This window comes from Corynebacterium sp. UD i78 (assembly GCF_056280545.1).
This window is the reverse complement of sequence record NZ_JBWCED010000001.1, coordinates 1679566-1700056: the sequence shown is the minus strand read 5'-3', so window position 1 is coordinate 1700056 and position 20491 is coordinate 1679566. Positions and strand designations below refer to the sequence as shown.

Genomic DNA, 20491 nt, shown 5'->3' with positions numbered 1-20491 from the left:
TGCACCTCCTGTTCACCCCTCAACGATAATGACACTCCTGGAGATGTCCAGGGGTGTCATCGGGGTGGGTCGGGTGTTACGCGGTAGCGGGGGCGGCAGCCTCTTGCGTCGAGTCGGACGCAGCAGCGGCGTCCTTCTTCCCGGTCACCTGCTTGACGATGATCACCGTTACCGCGGAAACGAGCGTGCCGACCACCACGGCCAGGACGAAGCCCCAGGCGTTGTCCATCAGCGGGGCGACCCAGAAACCACCGTGCGGGGCGCGGCTCATCGCGCCGAGCTGCATGGAGATCGCACCGGTCACGGCGCCACCGACCATCATCGATGGGATGATGCGCAGCGGGTCCGCCGCGGCGAACGGGATCGCACCCTCGGAGATGAAGGACGCACCGAGCAGCCAGGACGCCTTGCCGTTCTCCTTCTCGTCCTTGGTCCACAGCTTCGGACGCACCGTCGTCGCCAGCGCCAGGGCCAGTGGCGGGACCATACCAGCGGCGATGACCGCGGCCATGACCTTCAGCGCGGCGTCGTCACCGGTGGACAGCCCGGCGGTGGCGAAGAGGTAGGCGGCCTTGTTCACCGGGCCACCGAGGTCGAAGCACATCATCAGGCCGAGGATGATGCCCAGCAGCCAGGCGGAGCTGTCGGACATGTCGGTGAGCCAGTTCTGCAGGCCGTCCATGATCGCGGCAAGCGGGCGGCCGAGCACGAGGAACATCGACGCTGCGGTGATGAGCGTGGCGACCAGCGGGATGATGACCACCGGCATCATGGATGCCAGCCAGCGCGGCACCTTGTAGGACTGGATCCACATGGCGGCGAGGCCGGCGATGATACCGGTGATCAGTCCACCGATGAAGCCGGCGCCGACGGTCAGCGAGATCGCGCCACCGACGAAGCCCGGGACGATGCCGGGGCGTCCCGCCAGCGCGTAGGCGGTGTATCCGGACAGTGCGGGCACCAGGAAGCTCATCGCGGTCGTACCGCCACCGAAGAAGACGGCTCCGAGGTAGAGCAGCAGGCCGGAGCGGTCGGAGCTGAACGTCTCCTCGCTGCCGTCCATCATGTAGTCGAGGTGGTCAGGCAGGTTCCACAGCGAGAAGTCCTTGACGGCCGTCTCCCAGACATTGGAGACGTTGTACCCGCCGATGAGAAAGCCGAGGGCCATGAGCAGACCACCGGCGGCGACGAATGGCACCATGTAGGAGACACCGGTCATCACGGCCTGTTGGATGCGTGAGCCCCAGCCGAGGTTGCCCTCGTCCTCGTCGTCACCGCCGGATTCTCCACCGCCGGATGCCGCGACGCGCCGGGGGTTCTCTGCGGTGGACGCTTCGATGGCACGGTTGATCAGTTCCTCCGGCTCGGAAATGCCCTTCTTCACCGGGACGTCCACGACAGGTTTGCCTGCGAAGCGCTCGATTTCGCGGACGGCGACACCGTGGGCGAAGATGACGGCGTCCGCCTCCTCGATCTGCTCCTTCGTCAGCTTCCCGGTACCCGAGGAACCCTGCGTCTCGATGACGATCTCGACGTCGTCACGGTTGTCGGCCGCACCCGTGAGGGCGTCGGCGGCCATGTAGGTGTGGGCGATGCCGGTGGGGCAGGAGGTCACGCCGACGAGCTTGGTGACCTTCTTGGCCGGGGCCGCTTGCGGGGCCTCGTCCGGTGCGGACTCTGCGGTGGCAGCCGTGGTAGCGGCCGGAGCTTCCGGAGTCGCCTCCGGGTCCGCCGTGGCCTTCTTCTTTTTCTTCGCGTTGAGCTTCTCCGTCACCAGCGCGACGACCTCCTCTTCCGAGGATGCGGAGCGCAGGGCCTCCACGTAGTCCTTCTTGACCAGGGACCGTGCCAGGGTCGAGAGGATCTTCAGGTGCTCTTTGCCGGCACCGGCGGGCGCCAGGATCATGAACACCAGGTCCGCGGGTCCGTCCTCGGCGCCGAAGTCGGTGGGCTCGGAGAGTCGTGCCACGCCGAGGGACGGGGCGTCCACCGCAGTGGTGCGGCAGTGGGGGATGGCGATGCCGCCGGGCAGACCGGTGGCGGCCTGTGCCTCACGGGCGTGGATGTCACCGAGCAGCACGGTGGCGTCGGTGGCGCGTCCTGCGGAGACCTGCAGGTCGGCCAGGGTCGTGAGGACGACGTCCTTGTCGGCTGGCAGGCCCGCGTCCAGGCTGACGAGCTCGGGGATGAGCACCGGACGGTCGGCGCTGTGTTCCGGGGTGGTCATGATGCTCTCCTAGTCTGCCGGGGTGTCGGCAGGTCGTGGGGTAGGTCTTCGGGGATCGGGAGAGTGGTGCCGGGCAGGGTCACCGCGGCGGATCCGTGGGCGACGGCGAGAGCGAGGCAGTCAGCCGGGGCAAGCCCGCGGGCGTTGCCGAGGACGTAACCGGCCAGGGTCGAGTCACCGGCGCCGACGGTGGAGACGACCTCCACCTTCGGGCTGGGGCAGAACCAGTTCCCCTCAGCGGTGGCGAGCAGGGCGCCGGCGGCACCCAGACTCACCAGGACCGCGGCGAAACCACGGTCCACCAGCTGCGATGCTGCGTCCGCCACCTCATCGAGCTCGCCGCGGCCCGCGGCGTCCTCCATGGTTTCTGCGTCGGTGGGATCGAGACCGAGGATCTCGGCGAGTTCGAAGGTGTTCGGTTTGATGAGGTCCGGGGTGGAACCGGCGATCGAGGCGCGCGCGAGGACCAGTTCGGTCAGCGGGGCCCCGGAGGTGTCCACGGCGACCTGCACCCCGTTCCGGTGCGCCTCGGCGGTGACCGTGGCGTACCAGTTGTCGGGGTAACCCGGCGGCAGCGATCCGGCGAGCACCAGCCAGGAGGCCCCGTCGAGGAGTCGACCGACCGTGGTAGCCAGGGCGTTGCCGTTGCTGTACGGTCCCGGCTCGTTGATCTTCGTGGTCACTCCGTCGGCGTCGACGAGGGTGAGGTTCGTCCGCGCCGGGACGCCGTACTCCATGAATGTCGTGGGAACCTGGCTCTCGCCGACAAGCTCGGCGAACGGGCCGACGTCCGGGGTCGGGACCACCGATGTGACCTCCTCACCGGCGGCGTGCAGCACAGTGGCGACGTTGACGCCTTTTCCGCCGGCCTGGTCGGTGCCGGAGATGACCCGGTTCACCGCTCCCACACCCAGGGGGTCGGCGAGGACCTGGGTGCGGTCGATACTGGGGTTCGGGGTGACGGTGATGATCACGCGTGGATCACGTCCAATCCGTGGGTAGTGAGTTCCCGGACGACCGGGTGGTCCTCCGGGGCGTCGGTGATGAGGATGTCGATGTCCGAGGGACGGGCGAAGGAATAGAGCAGCTCCTCGCCGAGCTTGGTGGCGTCCACCAGGGCGATGCGACGACGCGCCGAGCGGGCCATCGCGGTCTTCGTCTGCCCCTCCGACGGATCGGGGGTGGACAGGCCGAATCCGGCGGTCACGCCGTTGGCTCCGAGGAAGGCGACATCGGCGCGCAGCCGTTCGAAGTCCGCGACGGCGTCCGCCCCGACAACTGCCTGGGTGACACCCCTGACCCGGCCACCGACCATCCGCAGCAGACGGTGATCCGCCGCGGAGAGCCGGTGGGCGAGCATCAGGGAGTTCGTCACCACAGCGAGGTCCGGGTGGGCGAGGATCGGGTCAGCCAGCAGCACGGTGGTGGTGCCGGCGTCCACGATCACGGAGCCGGTCTCCGGCAGGAGCTCCGCCGCCGCGGTGGCGATCCGCTCCTTGGCCTCCCGTGCCGAACTCTGCCGCTCGGTGACGGCGGTCTCGGTCCCACTGCTGCCCCCGCTCCCCGGGCCACCGGTATGGCGCTGTCCCTGCAGCCAGGGCACGGCGCCGCCGTGGACCCGGGCGACGCGCCGGGACTTCTCCAGGACGTCGAGGTCGCGGCGGACGGTTTCGGCGGAGACCCCGTGCTTCTCGGCGAGTTCGGCGACGGTCATGGCGCCGTGGGAGTTGATCTCCTCGGCGATGATGTCCTGTCGAAGTGTCGCGTACACCGGGCGTGACCTCCATTCTGCTCGGGGGTTGACGAGTGCTTCCGTAGGAGAAAGCTCTCAGGGGTGATTATCTGTGGGATTGTGTGGTTAGTCAAGGATCATTTGCCTGTAATCAGGGGTAAATGGTCATGAACAGTCACGAACGGTCATGGTCTGCCCATTCGGGGGTGGTGTGCGGACCCCGATAGACAGAGGGCAGGGGGTAAGTAATGACAACGCCTGTAGTTTGGGGGCATGCTGCGTCACTTCCGCCCCTCCCGTGCCCTCACTGCCCTCACTGCCCTCACCGCTCTGCGGTCCTCCCTGTTTTCCGCCCGTCCGTCAGGACGTCGCGCCGCCGCCGTCGGTGCCGCCGCACTTCTGGCTGCGGGCATGGTCGGTGCCTCCCCGGCCACCGCCGGCGCCCAGACCGTCGACCCGGTGGACGCCTTCCTCACCGTCACCGGTGAGCCCGGCCCCCACCGGGTGCCCGGCGCCTACTTCACCTCACCCGGCGTCCCCGATGAGGCGGAGTCCATCCGTCCGTCAGTCCTCGTCGGCCCCTCGACCCCGCTGGTTGTCGGGGAGTCCCTGTGTACCGCTGCTGTCGCCGGCTACGACGCCGCCGGCAATGCCGTGGCGATCACCGCCGGCCACTGCGGTGTCGCCGGTGACGAGGTTCGTTCCGGGGACGACCCCGACGGCACCCTCATCGGCACCTATGTACGCGGTGGTGTGCAGGACAACGGCATCATCCTGCTCAACGGGAATGCACAGGTGACGGACACCTACAACAACGCTTCGATCTCCTCGCTCGGTGGCGAGGCCCCCGCCACCGTGTGCAAGACCGGCATCACCACCGGCACCAGCTGCGGCCCCGCCGTGATGCAGGTCGGCGAAGACCTCGCCACCCACCTCTGCGCTGCCCACGGGGACTCCGGCGCCCCGGTCTACGCCGGCAACCGCCTGATCGGCGTCCTCAGTGGTGGCCTGTCCTCCCTGCCGGCCTGTGTCACCCCGCTGCAGGGTCCGGCGCATTCCCCCGTGTTCGTCGCCACCTGGGACTCGATCGCCGCGGAGATGGACGCCGCCGGTGGTGTCGGCGCCGGATTCCGCCTGGCCTGACCAGTCCTGATCCCCGGACCGGTGGGGCGGGAGGGGGGTTACTGTCCCAGCCGGCCCCGGCCGAGCTGCAGCAGGGCGTTGGCGATGGCCACGCCCTCCTGCCCCAGGGCGTCCCGGTACTCGTTGAGGATCGCGGTCTCGCGCGCGTAGACCAGCTTCGTCCCGCCGGACGCCTTGCGCGTCTTCCCGATGATGCGGGAGACCTCGGAGCGGCGTGCCGCCGCCTCGATGATCGCGCGGTCCAGTTCATTGATCTCCAGGCGGTAGGCCTGGATCTCGGCGTCCGACAGGGGATCATCGGTACCGCTGCTCAGTGTCGATTCCGCGGCGGAGTTCACGGCCTCATTCTCCGGCCCCTTCGAAGGTTCGCTCATGGTCGGTAATTCTACGTCCGCGTGGGTTGTAGGGTGGACAAGACCCGAACACAGGGCCGTGAAATACAGCTGACGAGGAGCGCCGCACAGTGAACCAGGGCATGTCCGACAACCCCTTCGACGGGCAGATCCCGTTCCCTGAGGACACGTTTCCGGATGAGGCGGCGCTGAACGCAGGGTGGGACGCTCCGCCGGAGGAGGACCTCCCCCCGAAGGACGCCGGTGACCTGCTCAACGACTTCGCCGAGGACTTCGCCGACTCGGTCGCCCACCTCGCGCCACTGCCCGAACTCCCGCCGGAGCCGGAGTACCCGGAGATGCCGACGGGGGATGCGGGTGCAGCGCCGGTACCGCAGCGTGCGACCGCTCCGGCGTCCCTGCGCAACGGGGGTGGCAACGGGTTGGCCGCCCGTGAGGAGGAGCTGCTCGCCGGGCTGAACCCCGCCCAGCGTGCTGCTGTGGTCCACCACGGTTCTCCGCTGCTCATCGTCGCCGGCGCCGGTTCCGGCAAGACCAGTGTGCTCACCCGGCGGGTGGCGTGGCTGCTCGCCCACGGTGTCGCACCCTGGCAGATCCTGGCGATCACCTTCACCAACAAGGCGGCCGCCGAGATGCGCGAGCGCGTCACCGATCTGGTCGGCCCAGTGGCTGAACGGATGTGGCTGTCCACTTTCCACTCCCTGTGTGTCCGGATCCTGCGGGCGAACGCGCAGCTCATCGAGGGGCTGAACACCAACTTCACGATCTACGACTCGGACGACCAGAAGCGTCTGATCACCATGGTGCTCAAGGACCATGACTGCGACCTCAAGGAGTTCGCCCCGCGCGCGGTGCTCAGCGTCATCTCGAACTGGAAGAACGAGCTGCAGGGGCCTGCCGAGGCGCTGAAGGAGACGCAGGAGGACGGTAACCGGCACCGCGAGCAGATCGCCCTGGTCTACCGCGACTACCAGGCGCGGCTGCGGGAATCGAATGCCGTGGATTTCGACGATCTCATCGGCGAGGTCGTCTGGATGCTGCAGGCCAACCCGGCGGTGGCGGACCACTACCGCCGCCGGTTCCGCCATGTGCTCGTCGACGAGTACCAGGACACCAACCACGCCCAGTATGTGCTGGTCTCCACGCTGGTGGGGGAGGGACCCGGTGCCGGTGAACTGTGCGTGGTCGGTGACGCGGACCAGTCGATCTACGCCTTCCGTGGCGCGACGATCCGCAATATCGAGGAGTTCGAGCGTGACTACCCGCACGCCGAGACGATCCTGCTGGAGCAGAACTACCGCTCCACCCAGAACATCCTGTCGGCGGCGAATGCCGTCATCGCCCGCAACCAGGGCAGGCGTGAGAAGAAGTTGTGGACCGACTCCGGCGACGGTCCGCTGATCGGCGGTTATGTCGCCGACAATGAGCATGACGAGGCACGGTTCATCTCCCAGACCATCGACCAGCTTGTCGATGACGGGGACGCCACCTACGGCGACATCGCGGTGATGTACCGGACGAACAACTCCTCGCGCGTGGTCGAGGATGTGCTCGTGCGTTCCGGACTGCCGTACAAGGTCGTCGGCGGGACCCGGTTCTACGAGCGCAGGGAGATCCGCGATGTGGTGGCCTACCTCAAGGTCCTCGACAACGCCGAGGACACGATGGGACTGCGCCGGATCATCAACACCCCGCGCCGAGGTATCGGTGACCGGGCGATCTCCCAGGTCAGTGTGCATGCCGAGAACATGGACCTCAGCTTCGCCGGTGGTCTGCGTGCCGCGGCCGCCGGCGAGGTGCCGGGGCTGAGCTCGCGGGGACGCAACGCGATCGCCGGGTTCCTGGAGCTCATGGACGGGCTACGTGAGGATCTGCCGGGCCATGTCATGGAGGCCTCCGACGGATCCTCCCTGGAGATCCCTGATCTGGGCGCGGTGATCCGTGACGTCCTGGACCGTACGGGCTACACCACGGAGCTGGAGAAATCGAATGATCCGCAGGACGGTTCCCGGCTCGACAACCTCCATGAGCTGGTTTCCGTCGGTCACGAGTTCTCCCAGGAGGCCGCGAATCTCGCGGCCTATGAGGCCATGCCTGATTCCGCCGGCGGTACCGCAGCGCAGCAGGAGAGTGGCGCTGCGTCTGGCGCGGACTCTGAGGCGGCCACTGCCGCAGACGCTGCGGCAGACGCTGTGCTCGCTGAGGGGGAGCCGGCACCGGGCAGCCTCCAGGCGTTCCTGGAGCGCGTCAGCCTGGTGGCGGACGCCGATCAGATCCCCGGCGAGGAGCAGGAACTCATTACCTTGATGACCCTGCACACCGCCAAGGGACTGGAGTTCCCGGTGGTCTTCCTCACTGGGTGGGAGGACGGCCAGTTCCCGCACCAGCGTGCGCTGGGGGATCCCACCGAACTGTCCGAGGAGCGGCGCCTGGCCTATGTCGGCATCACCCGTGCCCGCCGGCGGCTGTACCTCTCGCGTGCGATGACGCGGTCGTCCTGGGGCACGCCGTCCAACAACCCGCCGTCACGCTTCCTGGACGAGATCCCCGGTGAGCTCATCGACTGGATCCGTGAGGAGCCGACTCCGTCCTGGGGTGGTGGCTGGGGGTCGTCGACCTCCGGCGGCTACGCCGACGGCACGAGTTTCGGCGGCGGCTTCGGCGGCTCGGGCTACGGTTCCCGTCAGTCGTCCTCCCCGGCGCCCAAGCGCAAGGCGCCGACCTCCCCGCTGTCGGGCGGGAAGCCCCTGGAACTGGCCGTGGGAGACCGGGTCAACCACGACAAATACGGCCTCGGCACGGTGAAGACCGTCGACGGATCCGGGGTTCGTGCCACGGCCACCATCGACTTCGGTGCCAGTGGAACTGTCCGTCTCATGCTGATCGGCGGAGTACCGATGGAGAAACTCTAGAACGGAATCAGTGACTGGAACTGGGGTAGCAGTGCTGAAAAATAGGTAGCCGGGTATTTACATGTTTGGTGGTGTAAGTATGTGGATCTGCTGCTAGATTCCAGGGAACACACTGAATCTGCTGGAGTGTGAATGACGGGTGACCACCGTCGACCGGCCGTTGACCGCGGCCCACCACATTCCAGCCTCTCCTGGAAGACTGCCCACAACCTGCTCAGATATATTCTGAAGAGCGTGGCCACCTGGCTGGGCGTGATCGTCATCGCGACGAATCTCGCCTGGTTCCTGGCCGCTACCTTCCTTGATCCACGGTCGAATTACGTTGGTCGACGCCCTCCGATGACACCGGAACAGATCGACGACATTCTCACCCCGCTGAATCTCAGTCCGAGCCAGCCTCTGTTGGAGCGGTGGTGGTCCTGGATCACCGGAGTGGTCCTCCACTGGGACTGGGGGACCTCTCCGATCGGAGACTCCGCCAACGAGCAGGTCGGATACCGGATGTGGACGTCCGCCCAACTGCTGCTGCTCGCGACGATCCTCTCAGTGGTCATCGGTGTCGCCATCGGCACCTACACCGCCTCCCGCCAGTACAAGGTCGGTGACCGTGTCTGGCAGGGCATCTCGATCGTCACCCTGAACCTCCACGTCGTCGTGGTCTCCGTCGCTGTGGTCTCCGTCGCTGTGGTCTCCGTCGCTGTGGTCACCGTCGCTGTGGTCACCGTCGGTCGGTGGATCAACGACACCTCCGGCAACCGCATCTTCTACGTCACCGGATCCAAGAACACCGACGTCCACGGGTTCTTCCCCGTGCTCGTCGACGTGGCACAGCACCTGATCCTTCCGACCATCTCCCTGGTGATCATCACCTACGCCACCTACCACATGCTGCAGCGCAGTCTGCTGCTCGACAACCTCGGCGCCGACTACGTCCGTACCGCGCCCGGGCCAAGGGACCGGGTCGTGGCAAGGCCATCCGCCGCCACGCATTGCGGACCTCACTGATCCCGGTCGCCACCAACGTCGCCTTCTCCATCCCCGGCTTCTCCATCCCCGGCATCTTCGTCGGCGCCATCATGACGGAGAAGATCTTCGGCTGGAACGGCATGGGCCAGTAGACGATCGACACCATCACCAGGAACGACGTCAACGGAGCTGTCGCCGTCGCCGCCTTCGGCGCGGTCGCCACCGCGCTCGGCGCGGTGCTCTCCGACATCCTCGTCGTCTTCCTCGACCCGAGAGTGCGGGTGAACTGACATGACCATCCAGAACCTCCGGGCCGCGGCCTCCGCCCCGGAACCACAGGAGCCCCCGGTCACCGAGGCGAAACGTCGCGGCACCAGCAAGACCATGCTCTGCGTCCGCCGTTACCTGCGGAACAGGATGGCGGTCGTCGGTGTGGTGATCTTCATCCTCCCCGTGCTCGCCGCAGTTGTCGGCCCGCACGCCTGACGAAGTGGTCCTGCAGTGACCCCGACTTCCTCAACCTGTCGGCCGAGCCCTCCGGTGAGCACTGGTTCGGTACCACCGACGCCGGCAACGACAAGGCCCGGTACAACGACGGCACGCCGCTGGACTGGACCGCCTTCGAGAACACCTGGAAGGCAAACAAGGGTGACGCCGAGGGCTGCAACATCTCCAGCTCGGACGGCTACGTGCTCATCGACTCGGTCACGAAGGGCGACAGCGACAAGCAGGCCGTCGTCACCTTCAAGCAGGAGTACCCGTGGTGGGAGGGACTGTTCAACTACGTCCTGCCGCCCCAGGTGAAGGACGCGGACACCTTCAACACCGCCTACCTCAAGAAGTTGAACCCGGAGTGGGGTGCCGGCCTGTACAAGGTCGACCGAGCCGACGTTAACACCGGTGAGGTCTCCTTCGTCAAGAACGAGAAGTGGTGGGGCGACGAGGGCAAGCTGGACAAGATCACCTACCGCTACCTGGAGGACCAGGCCAGCCTCAACGCTTTCCAGGCCGGTGAGCTGGACGCGACCCGGGTGGCTACGAAGGACCGTTTCGCCACGGCCTCGAACATGGGCGACAAGGCGGATATCCGCATCGCACTGCATCCCTCCAACTACCTGGTCACCCTCAACGGCAAGTCCCCGCAGCTGGAGGATGTGGCGGTCCGTGAGGCCATCATGACCGGCATCGACCGTGAACAGCTGGCGAAGATCCGCTTCAACGGTCTGAACTACTCCGAGAATCTGCCCGGCTCCTTCGTCCTCTTCCAGACCCAGGACGGCTACGAGGACAACTTCGGTGCAGAGGCCACCTTCGACCCGGAGAAGGCCAGGGAACTGCTCGACGAGGCCGGCTGGACCGAAGGATCCGGTGGCATCCGCGAGAAGGACGGGGAGAAGCTCTCCCCGGAGTACGTGTTGCTCGGCGATGACCCGGCGCAGAAGGCCCAGGCCACCGCGATCCAGAAGATGCTCAAGGACATCGGGGTGGACATGACCATCCAGGTACGTCCGTCCTCCGACTTCTCGAAGGTGACCACGGAGCGCGACTTCGACATCTTCCAGATGGGCTTCAGTTCCACTGATCCCTTCGGTGTCGCCTACTTCGACCAGATCTACAACTCGGAGTCTGAGCTGAACAAGTCCGGTACCGGTTCTGCGGAACTGGACGCCAAGATCCGCGACCTGCAGCAGATCGGTGACCCGGGCGAGCCGATCGACAAGGCCAATGAGCTCGAGAAGGAGGCGTTCGCCGAGTACGGGATCATGCCGACCTTCAACGGTCCGGACATCTGGGCCGTCACCCCGGGCGTCGCGAACTACGGCGCACTCGGCTTCGCCAAGGTTCCGGTCCAGAAGATCGGCTGGGACAAATAGTGTGTTGACTCTTCCCTGACCGGTTGCCCCGGAACCGTCCATTGACCGGAACTGTCCATCCGGTCCCGTTCCGGTCCTGTGTCCGGTACCTGTTCCGGTAATGCCCTGCCGCCCCCTTTCCGAGCCGCGGCAGGGCTTTCCGCTGTCAGGGGTAGGGAAGCCCAGTCTTCTCGGGGTGCCTCCCGGGGGCCGGTCAGCTGTTCGCCCAGGATCTGTGACTTAGCCCGGCGACTGTGCGTTACCGACAGTGCCTCACAGCAGTCAGCCAGTATCGGTGCTCCACCTGGTTCAGTTGTAGTGCTCACAGGTCGCTCAGATTGCCTCAGAGCAGCCTCCCGCCACTACAAACGGACATTAATGGTGGACAGAGGAAGCTGGACCCGCAGACAGCAGAGAACCCCCGTATCCTCATCAGGACGCGGGGGCTTTTCTGTGGTGGGAGCCTGGGACAGTCAGGCTGCCCGGGGAGCGGAGACTAGATCTGGACGCCGCGCTCGGCGAGCCAGCCCTGGGGATCGACGGAGTTGACGCCGTCGGGGTAGACCTCGAAGTGGCAGTGCGGGCCGGTGGAGAAGCCGAGGTTGCCGACGCCGGCGATCTTCTGGCCGGCGGTGACCTGCTGGCCGACGGTGACGTCGATGGTCTGCATGTGGCCGTAGACGGTGATGGTGCCGTCGTCGTGCTTGATGCGGACCCAGTTACCGAACCCGGAGGCCGGACCGGCGTCGATGATGGTGCCGGACTGGGCGGCCACGATCGGGGTGCCCAGCGGAGCGGCCAGGTCGATGCCCTTGTGCATGGTGCCCCAGCGGACCTCGTAGCCCGAGGTGTAGGTGCCGTCGGTCGGCTTCACGGTCTGCGGGGTGCGGTTGAGCAGGTCCTCGGCGATACGCGCGGCGTTGAAGTCCAGGGCGCTGGACAGCTGTGCACCGAGGTTGTCGAAGTTGAGATCCTGGGGGGCGGCGAGGATCTGGGCGGCGGACTCGGCGGCCGGGGTAGTGGCACCCTGGGCGAGAACCTTGGAGTCGGACGCGAGGGCGACGGCGGCGTCGTCCCGGTCTGCGGACTGGACGGTGGCGGCACCTGCACCGGCGGCACCGGCGGTGGCGACTCCGGTCACGGCGACGGCGGCGAAAGCCATCCGGCGCTTGGCCGAGGTGTCCATCTTCCGGTGGCTGGTGTGCTGCTGCGCTTCAGTCATTGTCTGCAGTGTCTCCGTGTGATCGTTTCAGGGCCGTCCACCCTGGGGCTGTTACTTTCCGGTCGCTCTTTCGTGACCGGATCGTGATCTAACGAGGGTGAACTCTAATGCGGAGACGGTCCGCGGGCAACCTGTTCCGGTAAAAAATCACGGTTCAGCAACATTGAGGTATGGGTGTTCGGGGGTGGGGTGGGTCTAGTTCTCCTGTGAGTGAGCAGGTCATCGTCCATATGTGACTGGTGTGACGGGGGTGTCTGACAGGGTGTCCGTAATCACCGGTGTGCCCTTCCCCGACGTTCGGACCTGCGGCAGGCACAATGGGACGGGTGAACAACGAGAGCCACCGTCCCAGTCCCCGGTCACGTAACGCCGGTCGCGGGCCGGAGGAGCGGCGCCGGCGGGCTGGCTCCTCCGGCCCGGAACGGGGGAGTGCCCGGAGTTTCTCCCGGAATGCCTCCCGGTCGTCCGCCACCACCCGCGCCACCACCCGCGCGTCCACGCGTGGTGTGACCCGTGGTGAAGAGGGGTTCGTCGACGGTGCCCATGGTGCAGACCCCAGGGAACCGCGTCAGCGGGCCGCTGCGCCGGCTTCGGGGCGTCCCGCCTCCCAGGGGCGCTTCGGCGCCTTCTGGTCGGTCTGGGGCCCGCACATACCGTCGCTTCGGTCCGGGGATCCTCCTCAACCACGGTGTGACCGTGGCCGTGGCGCTCGTCATCGCCGTGGTCCTGGCCATCGGCACGACTTTCCGTGCGGTGCCGGCCTACATCGGTTCTATGTGGCTGCTGTCGAATCTCGCACCGGTGACCATCAGCGGGGCGTCCCTCGGTGTCGCCCCCTTACTTCCCGCCCTCCTGATATTCGTGGCGCACTCCCGTCGGATCAGGGCGGCCTGCGGGACGACGGTGACGGTGCGCGGTATCCGTACTGTCGCGGTGCTCGGCGTCCTCGTCCCGGCGGTCTTCACGCTCATCGCCTGGCTGATGGTGTGGGACGCCTCGAAGGTCTTCGATGTTGCGCCACCCAATATCCTCCTGGCGTTGCTGACGACCGTGCTGTTCAACGGTGCCGTGGTCGTCGCCGGACTCGGTCCGAAGATCTGGCGCGCGCTGCTGCTGCGACGGGGTATGCCGACGTGGCCGGTCGAGTCAGTGCTGCTGGCCGACCGTTTCTTCAAGGTACTGCTGCTCGTGGGGGCGGCCGTGGCGGGCATCGGGCTGCTGGTCAACCATGCCGCGGTGGGCCGTGCGTACGACATCGCCGGCGGGGCCGGTGGTGTGCTGGGCCTGACGCTGCTCAGTCTGGTCTATTTCCCGAACCTTGCGGTCGGTGCGACGTCGGTGATCATGGGCGGGGAGATGCACATCGGCGACGGCAGTGCCTCACTGTTCGCGGTGACGAACGCGAATATGCCGCCGCTGCCGGTGCTGGCCGTCATGCCGAATGAATCGATCCCGCTGGGCCCGGTGTGGCTGCTCATCCCGGCGGTCGCCGCCGTCGTGACCGTCTACCGCTGGTTCGCGGGGCGCCGCTATATCGAGTCCCCGTTGTTCACCGCGATGGGCGCGGGCCTGTGTGCCGGCGTCGCCGGACTGTTGATCGCCTGGTTCGCCGGCGGAGAGCTGGGCTACTACGGCTCGACCGGGCCGCTGTTGTGGCTGACACCGCTGCTGTTCCTGGGCTGGATGGTGCTGCCCTCCCTCGTCGTGTTCGGCTGGGTCGCCTGGTCGGGACGCCGCGTCACGGAGTCCGCCGGAGACTTGGAGTTCGATGACTACGAGAAGACTGAAGACGCCGCTGATTCGGAGGGTGCTCCCGAAGAGGACGTCGCTGAGGATGAGGCCGAGGAAGAGGCCTCTGAGGCCTCTGAGGCCTCTGAGGCCTCTGAGGCCTCTGAGGCCTCTGACGGCTCTGACGGCTCTGACGGCTCCGAAGGCTCTGATGAAGGGCCCACCGACGACGAGGGTGCCGCGGAGGAGGACACGGACGACGGGTCTGAGGATGAGGAAGAGCCCGAGGCCAACGAGGACGGCGAGGACGGCGAGGACGGCGAGGACGGCGCCGTGGGCGATGGCGCCGGAGACAACACCGGCGACGGCACGGATGCGGCAGACGACGACAAGTGACGCCCGTCGCGGCGTCCTGCCTCCTGCCCCGGCATTCCCCGCGCGAACCGCACCCCGTAAAGTAGACGGGCGTGAGTGAGTCCACGCCCCCGGAGGCCCCCGAGAAGGGGAAACTGAGCCCGACAGCACCCCTGCGGGTGGTCGTCCTGACCTCTGGTGAAGGCACACTGCTGCAGTCGATGATCGACACCCTCGACAACTCGGTCGAGATCGTCGCGGTGGGGGCCGACCGCCCGTGCCACGCCCTGGCGCGTGCCGCCGCTGCCGGACTGGACACCTTCCTCGTCGCGTACAACCCCGACCGTGAGTCCGGCTACGACAGGGACGCCTGGAACCGTCGCATCGCCGACGCCGTGGCGTCCCGCCGTCCGGACATCATCGTCAGTGCGGGGTTCATGCGCATTCTCGGGGCAGAGTTCGTCGGCCGGTTCCGTGGCAGGATCATCAACACCCACCCCGCGCTGCTGCCCGCCTTCCCGGGGGCGCACGCGGTGGAGGACGCGCTGGCCTACGGCGTGGCACTCACCGGGTCCACCGTCCACCTCGTCGACGACGGCGTGGACACCGGCCCGATCATCGCGCAGCGGGAGGTCCCGGTTCTGCGCGGGGACACTCGGGCGTCACTCCACGAACGGATCAAGACGGTGGAACGGCGGCTGATCGTTGACGTCCTGCACCGCACGGCCCGGTACGGCTACACCATCGACGGACGAAAGGTCTGGATCAATGACTGAAACCACCACCGACAACGGGCAGCGCCCGATCAAGCGCGCCCTGATCAGCGTCTACGACAAGACCGGTCTGGAAGAGCTGGCGCAGGGCCTGCACGCGGCCGGCGTCCAGATCGTCTCCACCGGCTCCACCGCCTCCCGCATCGCGGACGCTGGCGTGCCGGTCACCCCGGTCGAGGAGCTCACCGGCTTCCCGGAGTGTCTCGAGGGCCGTGTGAAGACGCTGCACCCGCGCGTCCACGCCGGCATCCTCGCCGACACCCGTAAGGACGACCACCTGGCGCAGCTGAAGGACCTCGGTGTGGAGCCCTTCGACCTCGTCGTGGTGAACCTGTACCCCTTCACCGACACGGTCGCCTCCGGTGCAGACTTCGACGCCTGTGTCGAGCAGATCGACATCGGAGGCCCGTCGATGGTGCGTGCCGCCGCGAAGAACCACCCGTCGGTCGCGGTGGTCACCGACCCGGCCGAGTACACCAACGTCATCAATGCGGCGAATGCCGGCGGTTACACCCGTCGTGAGCGCACCCTGCTGGCCACCCAGGCATTCCGCCACACCGCGTCCTACGACGTCGCCGTGGCCACCTGGCTGACCGAGCAAACCGCCGAGGGCGAGTTCGCGCAGTTCCCCGAGTGGATCGGTGAGGTCCATGAGCGGGCCCACACCCTGCGTTACGGCGAGAACCCGCACCAGGCCGCCGCGGTGTACACGACCCCGGGCGCCACCGGCGGTCTGGCCAACGCCGAGCAGTTCCACGGCAAGGCCATGAGCTACAACAACTACACCGACGCGGACGCCGCGTGGCGTGCGGCCTGGGACCACGAGGATCCCTGTGTGGCGATCATCAAGCACGCGAACCCCTGCGGTATCGCCGTCGCCGCCGATGTCGCCACCGCCCATCGCGAGGCCCACGCCTGCGACCCGGTGTCGGCCTACGGCGGAGTCATTGCTGTCAACCGCGAGGTCAGCGTCGAGATGGCAGAGCAGGTCGCCGGCATCTTCACCGAGGTCATCGTCGCCCCCGGTTACGCCGACGGCGCGATCGAGGTGCTGAGCCAGAAGAAGAACATCCGTATCCTGGCGACCGAGGCCCCGGTCCGCGAGGGTTCCCTGGACCACAAGGACGTCTCCGGCGGTCTGCTTGTCCAGGCGACCGACCTGGTCGACGCCGCCGGTGACGACCCCGCCAACTGGACCCTCGCCGCCGGTGACGCCGCCGACGAGGCCACCCTCGCCGACCTGAAGTTCGCCTGGCGGACCGTGCGTGCGGTGAAGTCCAACGCGATCCTGCTGGCCAAGGGTGGTGCCACCGTCGGCGTCGGCATGGGTCAGGTCAACCGTGTCGACTCCGCCAAGATCGCCGTCGAACGCGCAAACACCCTGGCCGGTGACGAGAAGCGTTCCGTCGGTGCGGTCGCCGCGTCCGACGCCTTCTTCCCCTTCGCCGACGGCTTCGAGGCGCTGGCCGAGGCCGGCGTCACCGCGGTCGTGCAGCCGGGCGGTTCCGTCCGCGACCAGGAGGTCATCGACGCCGCCGTGAAGGCCGGTGTCACCATGTACCTCACCGGTGAGCGTCACTTCGCCCACTAGTTTCGCCTACGGTGGCGGGCATGGATCCCGTCACCGCACTGCGCACCATGGAGCGCCAGGGCACCAGCACCGCTGATGCCCTGGCGCTCTTCGATTCCCTGCCTCCGGTGCAGGTCGAGGACATGCTGGGCAACTGGCACGGAGCGGAGGTGTCGACCGGCAATCCGTTGGACGGCGTCCTCGAACTCTCGGGCTGGCACGGCAAGCGGTACTACTCTGCCGAGGACGCCCACCCGCTGGTCATGGCGGGACGCCGCGGGCTGTTCGCGGTCAATCCGGCGCTGGTTCCGATGGGCCTGGCGATGAGGACGGCTCCGGTGCTGCGTCGGCTGAAGCTCGGGAGAGTGGTGCGTGGACTGCTGCCGTTGGCGAAGACGCGTAAGCCAGGCGCCCGGTTGCGGATGGTGGAGTACCGGGGTGTGGTCTCCGGGACGATGGTCTACGACGCACAGCCGGTCAATGACCATATCCGGCGGGTGGACGAGGACACACTCTTCGGCGCCATGGACTTCCGTGCACTGGATGCACCGTTCATGTTCACGCTGCACCGGGAAGACTGACCACCCCTGTTCCGACGCCGAACCGGGGTTGGCCTCGGAAGACATGGACACCATCCGAAGTCCGCCGACAGCGGCCCGCGCGGCATTGTCCGTCGCGGCCGTCACCGCGTGCCCGCACGGACACTACCCCGGAACCATGACTCCCGAACCTGTGTCCGGGGCCCCGCTGGTGAGACTGAGGCCGAGTCCTACCGGGGCGAGCCCGCCTACTGCTACCGCTTCTTCGCCTCCTACGCGGAAGCCGAGGACGCGGTCCAGGGGGCCTTCCTGCGGGCATGGAGCAGGGGCAGCGGATTCGAGGGACGGTCCTCCTTACGGCGGTGGCTCTACGCCATCGCGTCGCATGTCTGTCTTGACATGGCGAAAGCCTGCCGACGGACGTGAACTCCTCGGAGCGTGTCCCTGCCACAGGCGACGCACTGGACAAGGGCGATGAGACGGTCTGGGGCAGTCCGGTCGCCGATCACCGGTTGAGCGACGACCCCGCGCACGCCGACGTACAGGTCGAGTCGGTACGGTCGGCGTTTCTCGCAGCACTGCAGGCACTGCCGCCGCGGCAGCGTGTGGTGCTGATCCTGCGGGACGTCCTGGCCTGGTCCGCCGCAGAAAGTGCCGAGCTGCTGGACTCCTCGGTGGCCTCGGTGACCTCTGCGCTGGCACGGGCCCGGACGACACTGCGCCGTCGGCAGGAGCGGGGACCGTCGGAGGACTCCACTGCCGACCGCCGCGTCCTCGGTGACTATGTGGCGGCGTTCAGTGCCTACGACGTCGACCGTCTGATCGCGCTACTTTCCGAGGACGCCCGCTTCTCGATGCCGCCCTACACCCTCTGGCCGGAGGGGAGGGAAGACATCGAACAGTGGTGGCGCGGCCCGGGGCAGGTGTGCCGGGCCTCGGCGGTCTCCTGACCAGGGTCAACCATCAACCTGCCGTCGCCGTCTTCCATGACGGTGACCCGTTCGCCGTGCATGTCCTGGGTACCCGGGACGGGCACATCACCTCGATCACCCATGTCATGGACACCTGGATTCTCGAGGATCTCCGGCTGGACCGATGAGTTCGGGAGAGCTGTGTCGTCGTATCCGGTGACGGCATTCCCGCCGTCCATCAGAAAGGAAGGCATCATGCCCCGCACGACCATCGCCCGTCTCTTCCACACCCTCATCGGAGTCGTCGAGGATCCCCACCTGTGGCAGTTCGACTCCTTCGGCGAGGAGGACGGACTCGGCACGCAGACCTATCTCGCCCCGGTCAACGACGTCGTCATCGAGGCCACCCCGTGGAAGGAATGGTCGGAGTACCGACCTCACCTGGTGACGGCGACGGATCCGGCAGCGATGCGCAGTTCCCGTGGCTTGTCCCGGTGTCGGGCGTTGGTGAGCCAGCGCCGGTCGTGGGTGACGGTGACCACCGCACCGGGGAAGTCCACCAGAGCCTCCTCCAGCTGTTCGACGAGCTCCGGGGTGAGGTGGTTGGTCGGCTCGTCGAGCAGGAGCAGGTCACCGGGTGCGGTGAGGGTGACCGCCAGTTCGAGACGTCGGCGCTGCCCGACGGACAGATCAGCGACCGCTCCGGTCAGGGCATCCGGAGGAAAGAGACCGAGTGTGCCGAGTGCGGCCGTGGCGTCCTCCCGGTACATCCCGCTGGCGCGTGCGAAAGTGTCGACGAGGGCGGTACGTCCGTCGCCGTCCGGGGTCGCGAGTGACTGCCGGAGCCTCGAGACGCGCAGCCCAGCGGAGGTCTGCCGGTGCCGTGGATCGCCGAGTTCACCGGCAAGGACGCGGAGCAGTGTGGTCTTGCCCGCTCCGTTGGGTCCGGTCACCAGCCAGCGGTCACCGGGCCGGATCTCCAGAGTGGAGTCCAGGTACAGCGGCGGCATGTCGTCGGGCAGTTCCAGATGTCCGGGGAGGAGTGTCACCAGCGGCATCGAGGTGTCTGCATCGCCCAGCCCAGCGCCGGCCATGTCCGGAGCGAAGGACAACGGGTCAGTGGGGACCTCGGCGGGTGCCGACCTCAGTTGCGCTGCCCGGGCCTTGGCCTGCCGGATCCGGCCGGTGGCGCCGTGGTCGGCGCTGCGGGTGCGGAAGGCGCCGTGGCCGAAGCCGGGTTTCTCCCGGCTTCGGGGGATCTCGGAGCTGAGCAGTGCATTCGTCACGACCAGCTTGTCAGCACGCGCCAGCTCAGTGCACCAGAGCTCGTACTCCCGTCGGATCCGGAGCCGCTCGGCGTCCCGGGCCCGGAGATAGCCGCGGTATCCGTCACCGTACCTGTGGAGGTGGGCGTCCCGGATCTCGATGATGTCGCGGGCGAACCGGTCCAGGAAGGCCCGGTCATGGGTGACCACGATGAGGGCGTCCCGGTGGGTGTCGAGTTGACGCTCCAGCCAACGCACGGCGTCCTCGTCGAGATCGTTGGTCGGTTCGTCGAGCAGCAGCAGGTCAGCGCCGGAGCACAGGGCGGCGGCGAGTGACAGTCGGGCGCGCTCACCACCGGAGAGTTCAGCGACCGGACGCGCGCGGTCCAGCGCGCCGAGACCGAGCTGGTCGAGGGCGGCGTCCAGCCGGCGGTCGAGGGTGGGGCCACCGCGGGACTCGAAAACGTCGTTGAGCTCGGACAACTGGTCCAGGAGCGAGGGAAGCTCAGCGGCGGGCGCCACTTCGAGCGCTCCGGTGACCTCGGTGATCGCCCTCTCGAGCGTCCGTATGTCGTGGAGGAGGTGGTCGATCGCCTGGCTGACAGTGGCGTCGGCGGCGAAGACGGGGCCCTGTTCGGCCACGGCGAAGCCGCCGGGCAGGTCCACCTCCCGGTTGCCGGAGGTGGGGGTGACGGTGCCGGCGAGAACGCTGAGCAGGGTGGACTTCCCGGATCCGTTGTCGCCGATGACGGCGATACGGTCCTGTGGGCCGACAACGAGGTCGACCCGGTCGAGCACGGTCCGGTCGGCGAAAGTCACGGTGAGTTCGCGCAGGGACGCAGTGGATGATGGTCGGGACATGATGGAACTCCTCGGCGTGCGGAGGCACGCTGCAGGTGGTTCTCTTCCCCAGGAGAGAACCGGAATCGGATCGGGGACCGAC

The 20491-nt window shown here is 67.4% G+C and carries 17 protein-coding genes and 1 pseudogene; 12 read left to right on the top strand and 6 right to left on the bottom strand.

The features are described from left to right. Window positions 1–76: 76 nt before the first annotated feature. The 3 genes from ACZ9GM_RS08030 to ACZ9GM_RS08020 are packed head-to-tail and all read right to left on the bottom strand — an operon-like array spanning window position 77 to window position 3998. A complete protein-coding gene (locus ACZ9GM_RS08030; RefSeq protein ID WP_476037581.1) occupies window positions 77–2227 on the bottom strand; it encodes a PTS fructose transporter subunit IIABC in 2151 nt (716 codons plus the stop codon). Then, window positions 2224–3201, bottom strand: a complete 978-nt coding sequence (locus tag ACZ9GM_RS08025) for a 1-phosphofructokinase family hexose kinase (protein WP_476037580.1) — start codon at window positions 3199–3201, stop codon at window positions 2224–2226. The genes ACZ9GM_RS08030 and ACZ9GM_RS08025 overlap by 4 nt, the downstream gene beginning before the upstream one ends. After that, window positions 3198–3998 (bottom strand): DeoR/GlpR family DNA-binding transcription regulator, encoded by an 801-nt coding sequence (locus ACZ9GM_RS08020; protein ID WP_476037579.1) that lies wholly within the window; start codon window positions 3996–3998, stop codon window positions 3198–3200. Before ACZ9GM_RS08020 ends, ACZ9GM_RS08025 begins: the two co-directional genes overlap by 4 nt. A 234-nt stretch (window positions 3999–4232) precedes the next feature. Here ACZ9GM_RS08020 and ACZ9GM_RS08015 point away from each other — a divergent pair, with 234 nt between their 5' ends. After that, on the top strand, window positions 4233–5102 hold the full coding sequence (locus ACZ9GM_RS08015; RefSeq protein WP_476037578.1) for a chymotrypsin family serine protease: 870 nt from the start codon (window positions 4233–4235) through the stop codon (window positions 5100–5102). A 38-nt stretch (window positions 5103–5140) separates the two neighbouring features. Here ACZ9GM_RS08015 and ACZ9GM_RS08010 read toward each other — a convergent pair whose 3' ends face one another. Next, window positions 5141–5476, bottom strand: a complete 336-nt coding sequence (locus ACZ9GM_RS08010) for a chorismate mutase (protein ID WP_476037577.1) — start codon at window positions 5474–5476, stop codon at window positions 5141–5143. Window positions 5477–5577: 101 nt separating this feature from the next. On the opposite strand from ACZ9GM_RS08010, the gene ACZ9GM_RS08005 reads away from it, so the two are divergent. The 4 genes and pseudogenes from ACZ9GM_RS08005 (at window position 5578) to ACZ9GM_RS07990 (ending at window position 11207) form a co-directional block, all read left to right on the top strand. Then, window positions 5578–8367: a UvrD-helicase domain-containing protein gene (locus ACZ9GM_RS08005; RefSeq protein ID WP_476038330.1), complete on the top strand. Its 2790-nt coding sequence runs from the start codon at window positions 5578–5580 to the stop codon at window positions 8365–8367. 210 nt (window positions 8368–8577) lie between these two features. Further along, window positions 8578–9623: pseudogene (locus tag ACZ9GM_RS08000) on the top strand (ABC transporter permease). 1 nt (window position 9624) lies between these two features. Further along, on the top strand, window positions 9625–9819 hold the full coding sequence (locus tag ACZ9GM_RS07995) for a hypothetical protein (RefSeq protein ID WP_476037576.1): 195 nt from the start codon (window positions 9625–9627) through the stop codon (window positions 9817–9819). Beyond that, entirely contained in the window at window positions 9816–11207 is a 1392-nt protein-coding gene (locus ACZ9GM_RS07990; protein WP_476038329.1) for an ABC transporter family substrate-binding protein, read from the top strand. Before ACZ9GM_RS07995 ends, ACZ9GM_RS07990 begins: the two co-directional genes overlap by 4 nt. Before the next feature lie 475 nt (window positions 11208–11682). Here ACZ9GM_RS07990 and ACZ9GM_RS07985 read toward each other — a convergent pair whose 3' ends face one another. Next, window positions 11683–12408, bottom strand: a complete 726-nt coding sequence (locus ACZ9GM_RS07985; protein WP_291473080.1) for a M23 family metallopeptidase — start codon at window positions 12406–12408, stop codon at window positions 11683–11685. 696 nt (window positions 12409–13104) lie between these two features. Here ACZ9GM_RS07985 and ACZ9GM_RS07980 point away from each other — a divergent pair. The 7 genes from ACZ9GM_RS07980 to ACZ9GM_RS07950 all read left to right on the top strand — a co-directional run bounded on the left by ACZ9GM_RS07980 (window position 13105) and on the right by ACZ9GM_RS07950 (window position 18471). After that, window positions 13105–14532 carry a cell division protein PerM gene (locus ACZ9GM_RS07980; RefSeq protein WP_476037575.1) on the top strand — a complete coding sequence of 476 codons (1428 nt, stop codon included), beginning with the start codon at window positions 13105–13107 and terminating at the stop codon, window positions 14530–14532. Window positions 14533–14603: 71 nt separating this feature from the next. Further along, window positions 14604–15266: a phosphoribosylglycinamide formyltransferase gene (purN, locus tag ACZ9GM_RS07975; RefSeq protein WP_291473078.1), complete on the top strand. Its 663-nt coding sequence runs from the start codon at window positions 14604–14606 to the stop codon at window positions 15264–15266. Continuing rightward, complete coding sequence (purH, locus tag ACZ9GM_RS07970; RefSeq protein ID WP_291473077.1) at window positions 15259–16854, top strand: bifunctional phosphoribosylaminoimidazolecarboxamide formyltransferase/IMP cyclohydrolase; 1596 nt, start codon at window positions 15259–15261, stop codon at window positions 16852–16854. The genes purN and purH overlap by 8 nt, the downstream gene beginning before the upstream one ends. Before the next feature lie 20 nt (window positions 16855–16874). After that, a complete protein-coding gene (locus ACZ9GM_RS07965) occupies window positions 16875–17414 on the top strand; it encodes a DUF4334 domain-containing protein (RefSeq protein WP_476037574.1) in 540 nt (179 codons plus the stop codon). Between the two features lie 108 nt (window positions 17415–17522). Then, entirely contained in the window at window positions 17523–17798 is a 276-nt protein-coding gene (locus tag ACZ9GM_RS07960) for a sigma factor (RefSeq protein WP_476037573.1), read from the top strand. Then, the gene (locus ACZ9GM_RS07955) at window positions 17795–18322 is read left to right on the top strand and encodes a sigma factor-like helix-turn-helix DNA-binding protein (RefSeq protein WP_476037572.1); all 528 of its coding nucleotides are present in this window, start codon (window positions 17795–17797) and stop codon (window positions 18320–18322) included. Before ACZ9GM_RS07960 ends, ACZ9GM_RS07955 begins: the two co-directional genes overlap by 4 nt. Then, window positions 18298–18471: a hypothetical protein gene (locus ACZ9GM_RS07950; protein ID WP_291473074.1), complete on the top strand. Its 174-nt coding sequence runs from the start codon at window positions 18298–18300 to the stop codon at window positions 18469–18471. The genes ACZ9GM_RS07955 and ACZ9GM_RS07950 overlap by 25 nt, the downstream gene beginning before the upstream one ends. Window positions 18472–18720: 249 nt before the next feature. Here ACZ9GM_RS07950 and ACZ9GM_RS07945 read toward each other — a convergent pair whose 3' ends face one another. Then, window positions 18721–20409, bottom strand: coding sequence for an ABC-F family ATP-binding cassette domain-containing protein (locus ACZ9GM_RS07945; RefSeq protein ID WP_476037571.1), 1689 nt, complete (start codon window positions 20407–20409; stop codon window positions 18721–18723). Window positions 20410–20491: the final 82 nt, after the last annotated feature.